The 12,101-nt window shown below is 65.8% G+C and carries 19 protein-coding genes and 1 tRNA gene; 10 read left to right on the top strand and 10 right to left on the bottom strand.

The genetic code is table 11. The features are described from left to right. Nucleotides 1-4 precede the first annotated feature (4 nt). The 5 genes from fdh3B to glp all read left to right on the top strand — a co-directional run bounded on the left by fdh3B (nt 5) and on the right by glp (nt 3,876). Nucleotides 5-619: a formate dehydrogenase FDH3 subunit beta gene (gene fdh3B / locus OCT48_RS09635; RefSeq protein WP_263592474.1), complete on the top strand. Its 615-nt coding sequence runs from the start codon at nt 5-7 to the stop codon at nt 617-619. Nucleotides 620-630: 11 nt separating this feature from the next. Then, nucleotides 631-1,707, top strand: a complete 1,077-nt coding sequence (locus OCT48_RS09640; RefSeq protein WP_263592475.1) for a formate dehydrogenase subunit gamma — start codon at nt 631-633, stop codon at nt 1,705-1,707. Nucleotides 1,708-1,818: 111 nt separating this feature from the next. After that, nucleotides 1,819-2,139 carry a DUF1244 domain-containing protein gene (locus tag OCT48_RS09645; protein WP_263592476.1) on the top strand — a complete coding sequence of 107 codons (321 nt, stop codon included), beginning with the start codon at nt 1,819-1,821 and terminating at the stop codon, nt 2,137-2,139. Then, complete coding sequence (gene moaB / locus OCT48_RS09650) at nt 2,136-2,657, top strand: molybdenum cofactor biosynthesis protein B (RefSeq protein WP_263592477.1); 522 nt, start codon at nt 2,136-2,138, stop codon at nt 2,655-2,657. The genes OCT48_RS09645 and moaB overlap by 4 nt, the downstream gene beginning before the upstream one ends. Beyond that, entirely contained in the window at nt 2,650-3,876 is a 1,227-nt protein-coding gene (glp, locus tag OCT48_RS09655) for a gephyrin-like molybdotransferase Glp (RefSeq protein ID WP_263592478.1), read from the top strand. Before moaB ends, glp begins: the two co-directional genes overlap by 8 nt. Here glp and OCT48_RS09660 read toward each other — a convergent pair. The 7 genes from OCT48_RS09660 to OCT48_RS09690 form a co-directional block, all read right to left on the bottom strand. Next, entirely contained in the window at nt 3,863-4,447 is a 585-nt protein-coding gene (locus OCT48_RS09660) for an ACP phosphodiesterase (RefSeq protein WP_263592479.1), read from the bottom strand. The two genes, glp and OCT48_RS09660, sit on opposite strands and share 14 nt — an antisense overlap. Before the next feature lies 1 nt (nt 4,448). Next, complete coding sequence (locus OCT48_RS09665; RefSeq protein ID WP_263592480.1) at nt 4,449-4,802, bottom strand: TusE/DsrC/DsvC family sulfur relay protein; 354 nt, start codon at nt 4,800-4,802, stop codon at nt 4,449-4,451. After that, entirely contained in the window at nt 4,802-5,092 is a 291-nt protein-coding gene (gene tusB, locus OCT48_RS09670; RefSeq protein ID WP_263592481.1) for a sulfurtransferase complex subunit TusB, read from the bottom strand. Before tusB ends, OCT48_RS09665 begins: the two co-directional genes overlap by 1 nt. Before the next feature lie 20 nt (nt 5,093-5,112). Next, nucleotides 5,113-5,490, bottom strand: a complete 378-nt coding sequence (gene tusC / locus OCT48_RS09675; RefSeq protein WP_263592482.1) for a sulfurtransferase complex subunit TusC — start codon at nt 5,488-5,490, stop codon at nt 5,113-5,115. A gap of 21 nt (nt 5,491-5,511) precedes the next feature. Then, the gene (gene tusD / locus OCT48_RS09680; protein WP_263592483.1) at nt 5,512-5,904 is read right to left on the bottom strand and encodes a sulfurtransferase complex subunit TusD; all 393 of its coding nucleotides are present in this window, start codon (nt 5,902-5,904) and stop codon (nt 5,512-5,514) included. A gap of 76 nt (nt 5,905-5,980) precedes the next feature. Next, on the bottom strand, nt 5,981-6,649 hold the full coding sequence (locus OCT48_RS09685; RefSeq protein WP_263592484.1) for a Bax inhibitor-1/YccA family protein: 669 nt from the start codon (nt 6,647-6,649) through the stop codon (nt 5,981-5,983). 89 nt (nt 6,650-6,738) lie between these two features. Beyond that, complete coding sequence (locus tag OCT48_RS09690) at nt 6,739-7,182, bottom strand: NUDIX hydrolase (protein WP_263592485.1); 444 nt, start codon at nt 7,180-7,182, stop codon at nt 6,739-6,741. A 112-nt stretch (nt 7,183-7,294) separates the two neighbouring features. Between OCT48_RS09690 and OCT48_RS09695 the strand changes: the two genes are divergently transcribed. After that, nucleotides 7,295-7,384, top strand: a tRNA-Ser gene (locus OCT48_RS09695). 138 nt (nt 7,385-7,522) lie between these two features. Here the strand turns inward: OCT48_RS09695 and OCT48_RS09700 are convergent. Next, complete coding sequence (locus tag OCT48_RS09700; protein ID WP_263592486.1) at nt 7,523-7,720, bottom strand: hypothetical protein; 198 nt, start codon at nt 7,718-7,720, stop codon at nt 7,523-7,525. A gap of 623 nt (nt 7,721-8,343) precedes the next feature. Between OCT48_RS09700 and OCT48_RS09705 the strand changes: the two genes are divergently transcribed. The 4 genes from OCT48_RS09705 (at nt 8,344) to OCT48_RS09715 (ending at nt 10,706) form a co-directional block, all read left to right on the top strand. Continuing rightward, complete coding sequence (locus OCT48_RS09705; protein WP_263592487.1) at nt 8,344-8,973, top strand: recombinase family protein; 630 nt, start codon at nt 8,344-8,346, stop codon at nt 8,971-8,973. A 333-nt stretch (nt 8,974-9,306) separates the two neighbouring features. Further along, on the top strand, nt 9,307-9,486 hold the full coding sequence (locus OCT48_RS09710) for a hypothetical protein (RefSeq protein ID WP_263592488.1): 180 nt from the start codon (nt 9,307-9,309) through the stop codon (nt 9,484-9,486). 499 nt (nt 9,487-9,985) lie between these two features. After that, a complete protein-coding gene (locus tag OCT48_RS19580; protein ID WP_412031034.1) occupies nt 9,986-10,411 on the top strand; it encodes a Rha family transcriptional regulator in 426 nt (141 codons plus the stop codon). Beyond that, nucleotides 10,341-10,706, top strand: a complete 366-nt coding sequence (locus OCT48_RS09715; protein ID WP_263592489.1) for a Bro-N domain-containing protein — start codon at nt 10,341-10,343, stop codon at nt 10,704-10,706. Before OCT48_RS19580 ends, OCT48_RS09715 begins: the two co-directional genes overlap by 71 nt. A gap of 49 nt (nt 10,707-10,755) precedes the next feature. Here the strand turns inward: OCT48_RS09715 and OCT48_RS09720 are convergent, their stop codons facing one another. Both OCT48_RS09720 and rnhA read right to left on the bottom strand, forming a co-directional pair. Beyond that, nucleotides 10,756-11,142, bottom strand: coding sequence for a hypothetical protein (locus OCT48_RS09720; protein WP_263592490.1), 387 nt, complete (start codon nt 11,140-11,142; stop codon nt 10,756-10,758). 34 nt (nt 11,143-11,176) lie between these two features. Continuing rightward, nucleotides 11,177-11,728: a ribonuclease HI gene (gene rnhA, locus OCT48_RS09725; RefSeq protein WP_263592491.1), complete on the bottom strand. Its 552-nt coding sequence runs from the start codon at nt 11,726-11,728 to the stop codon at nt 11,177-11,179. Nucleotides 11,729-12,101: the final 373 nt, after the last annotated feature.

Raw genomic sequence — 12,101 nt, forward strand, 5'->3', positions numbered from 1 at the left:
CATCATGGCAACGATGAAATTCATGTGTGACGCCGAGCGCTGCATCGAGTGCAACGGCTGCGTCACCGCCTGCAAGAACGCCAACGAGGTGGAATGGGGCATCCAGCGCCGCCGGGTGGTGACCCTGGACGACGGCGAGCCCACCGAGGTCTCGATCTCGGTGGCCTGCATGCACTGCGACGATGCCCCCTGCATCGCCGTCTGCCCCACCGAGACCCTCTACCAGCGCGACGACGGCATCGTGCTTCACGACAAGGACCTGTGCATCGGCTGTGGCTACTGCCTCTACGCCTGCCCCTTCGGGGCGCCGCAGTTCCCGCAGCAGAGCGCCTTCGGCGAGCGCGGCAAGATGGACAAGTGCACCTTCTGCGCCGGGGGCCCGGCCGACAGCAAGGAGGAGGAATACGCCAAGTACGGCGCCAACCGCATCGACGAGGGCAAGCTGCCGCTGTGCGCCGAGATGTGCTCCACCAAGGCGCTGCTCGCCGGTGACGCCCAGGAGATCGCGGACATCTTCCGCCAGCGGGTGGTGCGTCGGGGGCACGAGGATGGCGGCTGGTCCGGCAACCCCCGGGCCGAGGCCGATTCACTGGCCCATGACGCCACCCGGCAGGGCTAAGGAGGCAGACCATGAGCATCGCGATGCGAGACCCCTGGCGGCTCGTGCTGACGGCCCTGCTGGCGGCGCTGCTGCTGGTCGCCCTGGCCCTGGGCCTCGGCCGGCAGGCCCTCGCCCAGGACACCACGCCCGGCGAGGCGAATCCCGGGCAGGAAGCCGCCTTCGCCGTGCCCGCGGTGGACGCCGACACCTGGCGGCGGATCCGCGGTGGCGAGACCGACGCCAACTTCCGCGACAGCCGGGCACAGAGCACCTACAACCTGATCAATGCCAGCGGCGAGACCTGGCGGCAGGTCCGCGACCGCTGGGTGTCGCCCTTCGGCGCCATCGCCATCCTCGGCATGCTGGCCATGATCCTGGTGTTCTATCTCGTCGTCGGCCGCCAGCGGCTCGACGAGCCCCGCACCGGGCGCAAGCTGCTGCGCTGGCCAATACTGGACCGCGCCCTGCACTGGAGCGTGGCCAGCCTGTTCCTCCTGCTCGGCCTGACCGGCCTGATGCTGCTCTACGGCAAGGCCCTGCTGCGCCCGATGTTCGGTGACGGCGCCTGGGCCGGCCTGATGACCGGCACCAAGACCCTGCACAACTACCTGGGCCCGCTGTTCGCCATCCTGCTGCTGGTGGTGCTGGCCCGCTTCCTGCGTCACAACCTGCCCAGGCGCCATGACCTGGCCTGGCTCCGCCAGGGCGGGGGCATGGTCGGCAAGGCGCATCCGGATGCCGGCTTCGCCAACGCCGGCGAGAAGCTCTGGTACTGGCTGCTGGCCAGCGTGGGCCTGGTGGTGGTCGTCAGCGGCCTGGTGCTGGACTTCCCCAACTTCAACCAGACCCGGGACACCATGCAGTGGGCCAACATCATCCATGCCCTCGGCGCCCTGGGCCTGACCGCCGTGGCACTGGGCCATATCTATATCGGCACCCTCGGCACGGAGGGCGCCCTGGAGGGCATGACCCACGGCTACGTGGACGAGAGCTGGGCCAGGCAACACCACAACCTCTGGTACGAGGAGGTCAAGGGCAAGGCCGACCGGGCCGCCCCGGACGCGGCGCAGAGCGACTCGCCATCGGCCTCCCGGCCCCCCGGTTGATCGTGCCTCGCACCCTGATCACGATTATCACGACACCGCCCACGGGCGGTGTCTTTTGTTAAGCTGGGGCATTGCCCCCGAGGGGCCCGACACCACCATGGAGCCGACACGATGCAACATCTCGACGACAGCACCCGCACCGAACTCGAGGCCGCCGCCTTCCGCCGCCTGCTGCGCCACCTGGACGAGCACAAGGAGGTGCAGAACATCGAACTGATGATCCTCGCCGACTTCTGCCGCAACTGCCTGTCCAAGTGGCTGGTGGCTGCCGCCGAGGAGCGCGGCGAGACGCTGGACTACGAGGCCGCCCGGGAATACGTCTACGGCATGCCCTACAGCGAGTGGAAGTCCCTCTACCAGGCCGAGGCCACGCCGGAACAGCAGGCCGCCTTCGAGGCCCGCCAGGCCGCCAAGCAGGAAAAGGGACAATGAGCGAGGCGATGATCCCCCTCTCGGTGGCGGTGCTGACGGTCTCGGATACCCGCACCGAGGAGAGCGACCGTAGCGGCCAGGCGCTGGTGGAGCGGCTCACCGCCGCCGGCCACCAGCTGGTCGACAAGCGCATCGTGCCCGATGACGTCTACCGCATCCGCGCGGTGGTCGCGGCCTGGATCGCCGACCCCGACATCCAGGTCGTCCTCACCACCGGGGGGACCGGCTTCACCGGCCGCGACTCCACCCCCGAGGCCGTGTCGGTACTGCTGGACAAGCGCATCGAGGGCTTCGGCGAGCTGTTTCGCCAGCTGTCCTGGCACGAGGTGGGCAGTTCCACCGTGCAGAGCCGTTGCCTGGGCGGCCTGGCCAACGCCACCGTGGTGTTCTGCCTGCCCGGCTCCACCGGCGCCTGCCGCACCGGCTGGGACGGGATCCTCGCCGAACAGCTCGACAGTCGGCACAAGCCATGTAACTTCGCGAATCTGGTGATCCCCGAACGAGGCCAGCATGCCTGACAACCACGGCGACTTGCAGCCCGTCGAGGCGGCCCTCGCCGCCCTGCTCGACGGCGTCACCGCGCTGCCCGGCGAGGCCATCGCCGGCGACGCGGCGGCGGGCCGGGTACTGGCCGGGGATGTCATGGCCCGGCTCGATGTGCCGCCCTTCGACAACAGCGCCATGGACGGTTACGCCCTGGATCACCGTGAGGCCGGACAGTGGCTGCCGATCGTCCAGCGCATCGCCGCCGGCACGCCCGCCGCTCCCCTCCCGCCCGGCGGCTGCGCGCGGATCTTCACCGGCGGCGAGATGCCCGCCGGTGCCGACTGCGTGGTGATGCAGGAGCGCGTCGAGGTCGATGGCGACCGGGCCTGGATCCCCGCCGGCCTCCCCGCCGGCGACAACCTGCGCCGCCGCGGGCGCGACGTGGCCGTCGGCGACCGCCTGCTGGCGGCCGGCACCCGCCTCGACGCCGCCGCCCTGGGGCATCTCGCCGGCCAGGGGATCACCCGGGTCGAGGTCCGCCGCCGCCCGCGCATCGCCCTGCTGTCCACCGGCGACGAGATCGTCGATCCCGGTCGCCCGCTGGGCCCCGGGCAGATCTACAACTCCAACCGGCCCATGTTGCGGACGCTGCTGACCCGCTTCGGGGCCGAGGTGGTGCGCATCGAGACGGTGCCGGACGACGCCGAGGGCACTCGCCGGGTACTCCAGGAGGCCGCCGAGACGGCCGATGTGGTGGTCACCACCGGCGGGGTCAGCGTCGGCGAGGAGGATCACGTCAAGGCCGCCCTGGAGGGCCTGGGCCGGCTCGACATGTGGCGGCTGGCCATCCGCCCCGGCAAGCCGCTGGCCCTGGGACGCCTGCCCCGCCGAGCGACGGACGGTGGCGAGGCTCGCTTCGTCGGGCTGCCCGGCAACCCGGTCTCCTGCTTCATCGGCGCCTGGCTGTTCCTGCGGCCGCTGATCGGGGCGCTGCTCGCCTGCCCGGCGCTGGCGGCGCTGCCCCGGCTGGTCGCGCGCGCCGACTTCGAGACCCGCACCGGGCCGCGGCAGCACTACATGCGCGCGACACTGGACTTCACCGCCGACGGCATCGTGGCGCGGGCCTTCCGGGATCAGAATTCCGGGGTGCTGTCGTCCTGCATCGGCGCCGATGCCCTGGCGGTCATCCCGCCGGAGACCGCCGTCTCGCCGGGCGCCATCATCGACTGCCTGTGGCTCAGGGTCGATTGAGGGTCTGGCCCGGGGGGACTCCCAGGGCCTGGTCCACATCCTCCCAGAGAGACGAGAAGGCAGCCTCCAGCCGGTCGTAGTCACGCTCCAGCCAGGGCAGCAGTTCGACCAGGCGATTCGGGCCGGAGAGCCGCCGACCGATGCCCTCCACGGCGCGGCAGGTGAAGCGGAAGTCGGCATAGCCCCGCAGCCAGTCCTGGCGCACCAGCACCGGCATCATCGTCGCCAGACGGTCGGGGGCCGGGCGTTCCTCCAGCAGCCGGTAACAACGCTGGACGAGGACATCCCGCTCATGGCGCGGCAGGCGGATGGCCAGGAAGTGGTCCCAGAGCAGGTCGAGGGCGATGCCGGCGTAGCGTCGCCGCCCGTCCGGGGCCAGGGCCCGCGCCTGCCGCACCGCGGGGTGGGCATCGACGAAGGCATCGACCCGCCGGTGGTGGCGGATCCCCTCGGCCACCGCAGCGCGCCAGTCGCCGAGATCGTTCCCCTTGACGCCGTCGGCGACGAGGTTGCCGTACAGGAAGTCGTCGCTGCCTCCCCGGGCCAACCAGCCGTGGGCCAGAAAGTTCATGTCACAGGCAGTTGGTGGGTTTCGGCAGGCCCGCCAACCGGGCCGCGACCTTGGCCGGGCTCCCGGGGAAGAGCCGCATCAGATGGATCGAGCGGCCCTTGTCCGGCCCCAGGGCCAGGCCCACCGCCTTGACCAGCGGACGCATGGCGGGCGCCATCTCGTAGCGCGCATAGAAGTCGCGCAGCACCCGCAGCACCTCCCAGTGGTCCTCCATGAGCTGGATGCCCTCCTCGTCCGCCAGCGCCTCTGCCACGCCGGGTGTCCACTGGTCGAGGTCGACCAGGTAGCCCTCCGGGTCGAGTGCGATCGAGTGATCTTCGACGGACAGGTAACGGTATATTTCCGTGGTTGCCATCAGTACCAGCTCACCGTCTGCTCGGCTTCCTCGGTCAATTGCACGAAGCCATCCACGTCCACCACCTGGACCGAGGCGTCGCAGCGGCCGAGCAGCCCGCGCGCCTCCAGGTCCTCGTGCAGGGCATAGAGGCGGCCCGGGATATCCTCGTAGTAGCGGATCAGCTGCGGCAGCGCGCCCTGCACGCCGTCCTCGATCAGTAGCAGGCGATCCTCCGGCCCCATGGCGGTCACCGCCTGGGCATAGACATGGCTGCTGGCCGGCGAGCGATTCACGATATGCAGTTTCATCCTTGGACTCCTCGGGCCGGCTAGAAGGTGAGCACCAGCGGGTGCGCCGCCACCGCCCGTTCGATGGCCTCGGCGGCCAGCGCGCGGGTCGGCAGCATCAGGTCGCCCTCCGCGAGGCCAAGGCCCGACAGCGCCTCGGCCTCGACCCACAGGGTCTCGATATCATACATCGCCAGCATCTCGAGTGTCGGCGCCGTGCCCTTCTGACCCATAGGGCCCGCCTGCTGCCCGGTCACCAGGGCGGTCACCCCCTCGCCCATGAACAGCAGCGACACCCGACGGCCGAAGGCGGCGGCCACCAGGGCCGCATCCAGTCCCTCCCGCAGCCAGCTGGTGCCGTGGGGGCCGTGACGCAGGATCACCAGCAGCTCGCCAGTCTCGAGGTCGCTGTCGCTCATCATCCTTCCTCTCGTTCGTCCTCAGGGCCCGAAGGTCACCAGCCGGTCGCTGCGCAGCCCGAGATCGACCAGCTGGCCGAGGCCGGTCAACTCGAAGGGGGCCTCGACGCTGTGGCCCGCCTTGCCATGGCGGCTCGCCTCGCGCGCGTCGAGCAGCCCCCGTCGCAGAGCCGCCGCGATGCAAACCTGCAGCGGCACGTCATGCTCGGCGCCGAGCGCCGCCCAGGCGTCCACCAGGTGGGGCTCGTCCTGGGGCGGAGAGGCCAGCCGCGCGGCGTTGTGCACGCCATCATGATAGAAGAACACCGCTTCGAGACGGTGCCCCCGCGCCAGTACGGCACGGGCGAAGCGCAGCGCGGAATGGCTGGCCTGATGGCTGTAGGGGGCACCCATCAACAGGATCGCATATCGCATGGAAGGCCTCGTCGTAAACGTGCTGGCCCCGCCGTAGCGGGGCCAGCCATGCGCGTGCCTCGGGGAGCCGCGGCGATCAGTCCTGGCTCATGATCCCCAGCAGGGAGAGCAGGCTGATGAAGAGGTTGTAGATCGACACATAGAGGGTGATGGTGGCGAGGATGTAGTTGGTCTCGCCGGCCCGATGCACGATCTCGCTGGTCTGGTAGAGGATGGCCGCGGAGGCGAAGAGCACGAAACCGGCGGAAACCATCAGCGAGAGGGTCGGGATCTGGAAGAGCAGCGCGGCGACCATGGCGAGGACCAGCACGATGGCGCCCGCCATCAGGAAGTTGGCGAGGAAGCTGAAGTCCTTGCGGGTCACCAGGGCGACGGCCGAGAGACCGAAGAAGGTCAGGCCGGTCAGGCCCAGGGCCGTCATGATCAGCTGGGCGCCGTTGGGCAGCGTCAGGTAGGCAGTGAGGATCGGCCCCAGGGTGAAGCCCATGAAGCCGGTGAAGGCGAAGGTCGCCAGCAGGCCGGCCGCAGAGTTGGCGGTCTTGTGGACCAGGAACATCAGGCCGTAGGCACCGATGAAGAACACCAGGATATTCATCTGCTGAATGCCCAGGGCCATGGCGCCCCCCGCCGTGATGGCGGAGAACAGCAGCGTCATCGCCAGCAGACCGTAGGTGTTTCGCAACACCTTGTTGGTGCTGACGGCCTGCGTCTGCTGACTCGTCACTCGCGTGTCTTGGTAAGCCATTGATCCAGTGCTCCCTATTAGTGGACCGTTCTCATGGATACAGGATGCCGCTTGCCGGTTCCCGACGCAAGCGCCGGCCTTGTCGGGTTTCAACGACAATTCTGCGCCGGCGGGGCCGCCAGCAGCCGTCGGGCGATCTCGGCCGCGGGCCCGCACACCGTGTCGCCCGCGGCCTCGAGGCCGGCGAGATCCAGCCAGCATAGCGCCTCGGCATCGCCGCCGGCCACCGCCTCACCGCCCCGCCAGTCGACCCGCAGCACGACGATGACGAAGTGGGCGCGGAGTGCTCCCTGGCTGTCCCGGTCGAACACATCCAGCGCCGTCACCACCTCACGCACACGCCCCTCGACGCCGGTCTCCTCGCGCAGCTCGCGCCTCACCGCCTGGTGCAGCGACTCGCCGGGCTCCACCTTGCCCCCCGGCAGGGCCAGGCGGCCGGCGTTGGGGGGATGGGCGCGCCGCACCATCAGGAGCCGGGCATCGCGGACCACTGCCGCCGACACCGCCACCCTTGGCCACTGGGTCCCGCTCATGCCCTACCTCGGCGCCAGCGGCCGCCCGGCAGGACGGTATCCGGATAACACCTTGATCGCACGACGGTCTTGACCTCCATGGAAAAACTGGTAGGATGCATCGCCGTGAGCCGGAGGGATGGCAGAGCGGTTGAATGCACCGGTCTTGAAAACCGGCGAAGGTGAGAGCCTTCCCAGGGTTCGAATCCCTGTCCCTCCGCCACTTCGACTTCAAGGGCATGTTTTCGAGGCTTTTCAATAGCTTAGAAGACATGCCCTTTCGCTTATTTACCACATGTGTTTACCACATCGCTTTTCCCCTGAGCGCTAGCAACAGTGTTGCGCGCGCAGCAAGCGAGGCCTAGCTGCTCTCTTTGCCTTCAATGAGTATACGCGCAGCGTAGTCCCTTAGCTGCTCATCGCTCATTCCTGTGACTGTATCTCCAACCCAGTCCACCACTACTGGTCGCTCAAAACCGTCTGAAAGCACTTCAATAGCTTTCACTTGAACCCCGCCTGTATCACCGCGAATGACTCGGATGTTTTTGATTTCCGCCATGGCTAACAACCTTATGCTATGTGTGAAACTCGATGATAGCACAGGACTATCGATTTGCATATGCTCGATTGATTTTTCAGTGTTGACATTGTCCGCACACCCTCATCAAAGACGCTTCAGGTCGCACCCAGCAAAATGACTACTAGCTGAACCTGCCTAGTCGCATCGCTAATAACCATTCATCATTGAACGCCAGCACTTACCTTGGCAGCCCGATAGGCCCGATTCACGGATGCTGGTGAGATGTCGAAGTATTCTGCCAAGGCCTTATCTGAAACAGAGCGGCCAAGTAGCAGCAAAAACAAATCACCCCAGCACGAAGTCACACCTCGCCCGTTTTCTTGTCCATCTCCTGGCCTGTCTCTGGTTCGCAAAAACAAACCGAGGCACACAGACGAGCAAATAATCTGCAAGCTGTGCGTCCCCGGCGTCCATCCTGTCGAACCTCGTCGATCTGCCTGTCGATGGGCCTCTGACCCCGTGACCATTAGGGTGCACCTCAGCGAGCACGATCCAAGGCGCCCTGTATCCGTATTCACATACATAGGTTGACCACCCTAGCGAGCACACCTATTGTGAACATACCCAAGCGAATACAGTGCTCGACAAGGGAGTGAACGACGATGGCTTACATCCGTGCCTACCTCCGTGCCTCCACCGATGACCAGAACGCCAGCCGTGCCCGTGAGGCGCTGACCAGCTTCACCAGCGAGAAGGGAGTGACTGTCGCTTCGTGGTACATCGAGAACGCCAGCGGGACCAAGGCTGACCGGACTGAGCTCGCGCGACTCATTGACGACGCTCACCCCGGCGACGTTCTGCTGGTCGAGCAGGTGGACCGACTGACGCGCCTGACGAAAGGCGACTGGGACAGGCTCAAGGGCGCCATCCAGAGCGCGGGTCTTCGGGTCGTCTCCCTGGACCTACCGACGAGCCACGCGGCGCTGACCGTGGGCAACGGTGACGACTTCACCGGGCGGATGCTCGATGCGGTGAACGCCATGCTCCTCGACATGCTGGCGGCAGTCGCTCGCAAGGACTACGAGGACAGGCGTAGGCGTCAGGCCCAGGGCATCGAGAAGGCCAAGCAGGATGGCCGCTACAAGGGCCGTCCGGTGAATGAGGAACTACATCGGCGGGTCATGGAGCTTCGGGAGCAAGGCTTCAGTGTCCGCAAGACTGCCGACATCGTGGGCTGTGGTGTCAGCACCGTCCAACGCGCCATGAAGCGAGCCGAGCACCCCGCCCAGTGAGGGACATCGAGCAGCGGAACACCGAGGCGGGGCCAAGTGGTCCTGCTTTTTTGTGTCGGCTTGAAGCCATCCCTTGGCGCATCGGTTGTCACCGGGAGCCAGTCAGCGCGGGCAATCCGAGGGAAGCCAATCCATCCCTTGTCGAATCAGAATCGATAGAGGATAAATTCCTTTATAATCAATGCTTTACTTATGTGCGGTATGCCCTGTAGCGTGCCCGCTGCTGGCGCTCACCGGAGTTCGTGAGCAGTGTTCTGCGAACATACGAAGAACGAGGATTCTTCTTACAGAGGGCGCCAAGGACTACCACCAGACAGCAAGGAGCCAAAGGCAATGCGGATCGAGTTAACACGCTGGGGCATGGAGCTGGCCATCATGGGATTGATCGTCAGGCTGGTCGCGGGAGATGTCTTCCTGCGGGTGCCGATGGTCGGGCTGCTCGCCTGGAACCAATGCGGCCTGTCCCTGGATCGTTGGGCGGATGCCAAGGGTGATCCGGTGCTCAGGTACTGACGATCAGTCACGGGGGATGGGTGCCGGTGTCGTTCATCCCCCCGGTGGGTGCCTCGAAGATCGACTTTCAGCCCCCACCATGCGCCAGCTCGGGGCGGGGTACGGGGAAGCGCGTTCCTTTTATACACTCAATCACCGGCTCAGATGTGCGCCACAAAATGGCCGGGGGTGTACCGGAAGATCATCGGTAGGAGTCCCGTTCCTCCAGCTCAAGGACGGACACACGGAGTCGAAGACGTGCCGGTGAACGTCGTCCTCGACGCGAACGTCTGCGGGTAGGAGTCCCATCGGAGTCCCGTTCCTCTGGCTCAGCGACGTACACACGGAGTCAGGGGGACGCGGGTGGATCACGTCCCGGTGTGTCTACTGTCCGCGCCACCGTGGCACGTTCTCAGCTTGAGATCATGCGATGGCGCCATGTGAGCAAATCGGCAGGGCCAACGCCTTGATGGTCTGCCAGATTTCGCGAGAGACCGCCACCACCACCACCGAGATGACCATGAGCAGCCGTGAGAGCTTCGCTCGAACGCTCAGTGAGATCGCGGAGGTGGTCGAGAAGCGTCACGACAACGTGAAGCGCACCATCGAAATGTTGATGGTTCACGGCACGGTCCACCCTCAATCTGAGGACGAACCCTTAACCGACAAGCTGGGCCGTCCCCGCATCACCAAGACCTATCGAGTCAACCAGCGGGACAGCTATGTGATCGTCGCCCAGCTTTCCCCTGAGTTCACAGAGCTAGCTCGCCAGAGGCTCGCCGCTCGACTGGTGGACCGTTGGCAGGAGCTGGAGAAGCAGGTAGCCCAGCCGAAGGTTCCGCACCTTCAACCCGAGCGGTCACACAGACATCGACATGGACATCCGCGTCGTCGACTACGACGGCGAGCCGTGGTTCGTGGCGAAGGACGTTTGCGCTGCACTTGAGCTTGGATGGGATAGGGCAAACAAGGCTTACGCGCCGAGCCGCATGGTCCGGCACCTGAGCAGCGACGAAAAAGCCAGGAACCAGATTGCTAACCGGGGCCAGCGAGTGCTCTTCGTTTCCGAGTCCGGCCTCTACAAGCTGGTCATGCGTTCGGACAAGCCCCAGGCCCGTCCCTTTCAGGACTGGGTGACGAAGGTGGTCCTCCCGACCATCCGTAAAGAAGGCGCTTACCTGGCCGGTGAAGAGCACCCATCGAGCGGGTTCTCTTATCTCCCTGAATCTGCTTTAGGGTGAGCGTCGCCAGTCGAAGGGGGTAGATCGGATCAATCCCTCGTCAGCGCTCTTACAGGTGCTCGCTCTGCCGAGACTCACCGACGAGCAGATAGAACAGGCCCGCCGCTGCCTCCATGTCCCGCGTCCGCTGTCTGAAAGCCTCACTCGCTGGCGCAAGGCAAGGGCTGGCCTCCCGGTCGTGCCTTAGACCGAGTAGTACACGGAGCGCCTGAGAGTCGCCCTTGTCGAGGTCTTCGGGACGGCGCTGAAGAAGGATCGACATGACGGCGGGCGTGACGTGGATACCATCCTTGGTCAGATGGACATTGATCCCACGCCGACAGACGGTCTTATAGAGGTGGTGGAGCTTAGTCCGTGGGCTGGCACCCTTGAGTTGTCGGACGGTGTGTACCTGGATAGGCTTCCTCGAAGCCGTCGCTTCTGCGTCGATGGCCATGGTGATGCTTGCCTCCCCTGGTCCTGCTTCACTATCACTGCGTCGGGATCGAGTGGGCGGGAGCCTTGGCCCGTCCGTACTCCCTGATTGACGCGCCTTCAGCGCCAGCCACGGCGAGCGAGTCGGCCAGCTCATTCTCCGGGTGCCCGTCGTGACCACGGACCCAATGGAAGCGCACGGCGTGGGTCTGAAGCAGAGCATCAATTCGGCGCCATAGATCGGCATTCTTGACGGGTGCCTTGCTGGCCGTCTTCCAGCCTCGACGCTTCCAGCCGCTCAGCCATTCGGAGGCGCCTTTCTGGACGTACTCACTGTCCGTCGTCAGCTCCACACGGGCGGGCCGCTTCAGGGCCTCCAGTGCCTTGATGACTGCCATCAGCTCGGCCCGGTTGTTGGTGATTGTGTCGCCCTGGAGCTTACCGGCGATCTTCAGGCGTCGTCCCTGGCCGTTCATCAGGACAGCACCCCAGCCGCCTTGCGGATTTCTCTGGCCGTTGTTGCTACAGGCGCCGTCCGTGTAGATGGAGATGGTGGGGCGGATGTCGTCGGCTGGCGCTTCGCTGGCGTGGTCGGTGGGGATGGTCATGGTCGTTGTTTCCTCATTGGTGATTCCCCCTCGGCGAGTCTCCCCCTCACCGGCCCTCGAACCGGCCCAACGATAGGCCAGCCGATGAGGCACGCGAGGAAGAATCCCGATAAGAGGTTCGAGTGGATGGGCTAGTAGCTGGTCAGCGGGAGAGGCTGACGGAGTGGTCTGAAGGTGTGGCCGTCGTGGATGGCGGACACGGGCATGGTCACTGACACAAGCGCGGATGCTCTCTGTCAGCGTCATCGGTGGGCCTTCGGTGAGTGGTGATCGTCATCCAAGATCACCCATCCTCAACGACGCTGAAGGCTGGAAGTGCCGGAGAAGGGATGTTGTGTCAGGACCGAGGCAGCGGGCTTACTGGCCCGTCTTT

The sequence above is a fragment of the Halomonas sp. M4R1S46 genome (genome assembly GCF_025725685.1).
Lineage (GTDB): Bacteria > Pseudomonadota > Gammaproteobacteria > Pseudomonadales > Halomonadaceae > Halomonas.

Bases quoted from the DNA above. Each gene is read 5' to 3' on its own strand.
- fdh3B (WP_263592474.1), top strand. From the start codon at position 5: ATGGCAACGATGAAATTCATGTGTGACGCCGAGCGCTGCATCGAGTGC.
- OCT48_RS09640 (WP_263592475.1), top strand. From the start codon at position 631: ATGAGCATCGCGATGCGAGACCCCTGGCGGCTCGTGCTGACGGCCCTG.
- OCT48_RS09645 (WP_263592476.1), top strand. From the start codon at position 1,819: ATGCAACATCTCGACGACAGCACCCGCACCGAACTCGAGGCCGCCGCC.
- moaB (WP_263592477.1), top strand. From the start codon at position 2,136: ATGAGCGAGGCGATGATCCCCCTCTCGGTGGCGGTGCTGACGGTCTCG.
- glp (WP_263592478.1), top strand. From the start codon at position 2,650: ATGCCTGACAACCACGGCGACTTGCAGCCCGTCGAGGCGGCCCTCGCC.
- OCT48_RS09660 (WP_263592479.1), bottom strand. From the start codon at position 4,447: ATGAACTTTCTGGCCCACGGCTGGTTGGCCCGGGGAGGCAGCGACGAC.
- OCT48_RS09665 (WP_263592480.1), bottom strand. From the start codon at position 4,802: ATGGCAACCACGGAAATATACCGTTACCTGTCCGTCGAAGATCACTCG.
- tusB (WP_263592481.1), bottom strand. From the start codon at position 5,092: ATGAAACTGCATATCGTGAATCGCTCGCCGGCCAGCAGCCATGTCTAT.
- tusC (WP_263592482.1), bottom strand. From the start codon at position 5,490: ATGAGCGACAGCGACCTCGAGACTGGCGAGCTGCTGGTGATCCTGCGT.
- tusD (WP_263592483.1), bottom strand. From the start codon at position 5,904: ATGCGATATGCGATCCTGTTGATGGGTGCCCCCTACAGCCATCAGGCC.
- OCT48_RS09685 (WP_263592484.1), bottom strand. From the start codon at position 6,649: ATGGCTTACCAAGACACGCGAGTGACGAGTCAGCAGACGCAGGCCGTC.
- OCT48_RS09690 (WP_263592485.1), bottom strand. From the start codon at position 7,182: ATGAGCGGGACCCAGTGGCCAAGGGTGGCGGTGTCGGCGGCAGTGGTC.
- OCT48_RS09700 (WP_263592486.1), bottom strand. From the start codon at position 7,720: ATGGCGGAAATCAAAAACATCCGAGTCATTCGCGGTGATACAGGCGGG.
- OCT48_RS09705 (WP_263592487.1), top strand. From the start codon at position 8,344: ATGGCTTACATCCGTGCCTACCTCCGTGCCTCCACCGATGACCAGAAC.
- OCT48_RS09710 (WP_263592488.1), top strand. From the start codon at position 9,307: ATGCGGATCGAGTTAACACGCTGGGGCATGGAGCTGGCCATCATGGGA.
- OCT48_RS19580 (WP_412031034.1), top strand. From the start codon at position 9,986: ATGAGCAGCCGTGAGAGCTTCGCTCGAACGCTCAGTGAGATCGCGGAG.
- OCT48_RS09715 (WP_263592489.1), top strand. From the start codon at position 10,341: ATGGACATCCGCGTCGTCGACTACGACGGCGAGCCGTGGTTCGTGGCG.
- OCT48_RS09720 (WP_263592490.1), bottom strand. From the start codon at position 11,142: ATGGCCATCGACGCAGAAGCGACGGCTTCGAGGAAGCCTATCCAGGTA.
- rnhA (WP_263592491.1), bottom strand. From the start codon at position 11,728: ATGACCATCCCCACCGACCACGCCAGCGAAGCGCCAGCCGACGACATC.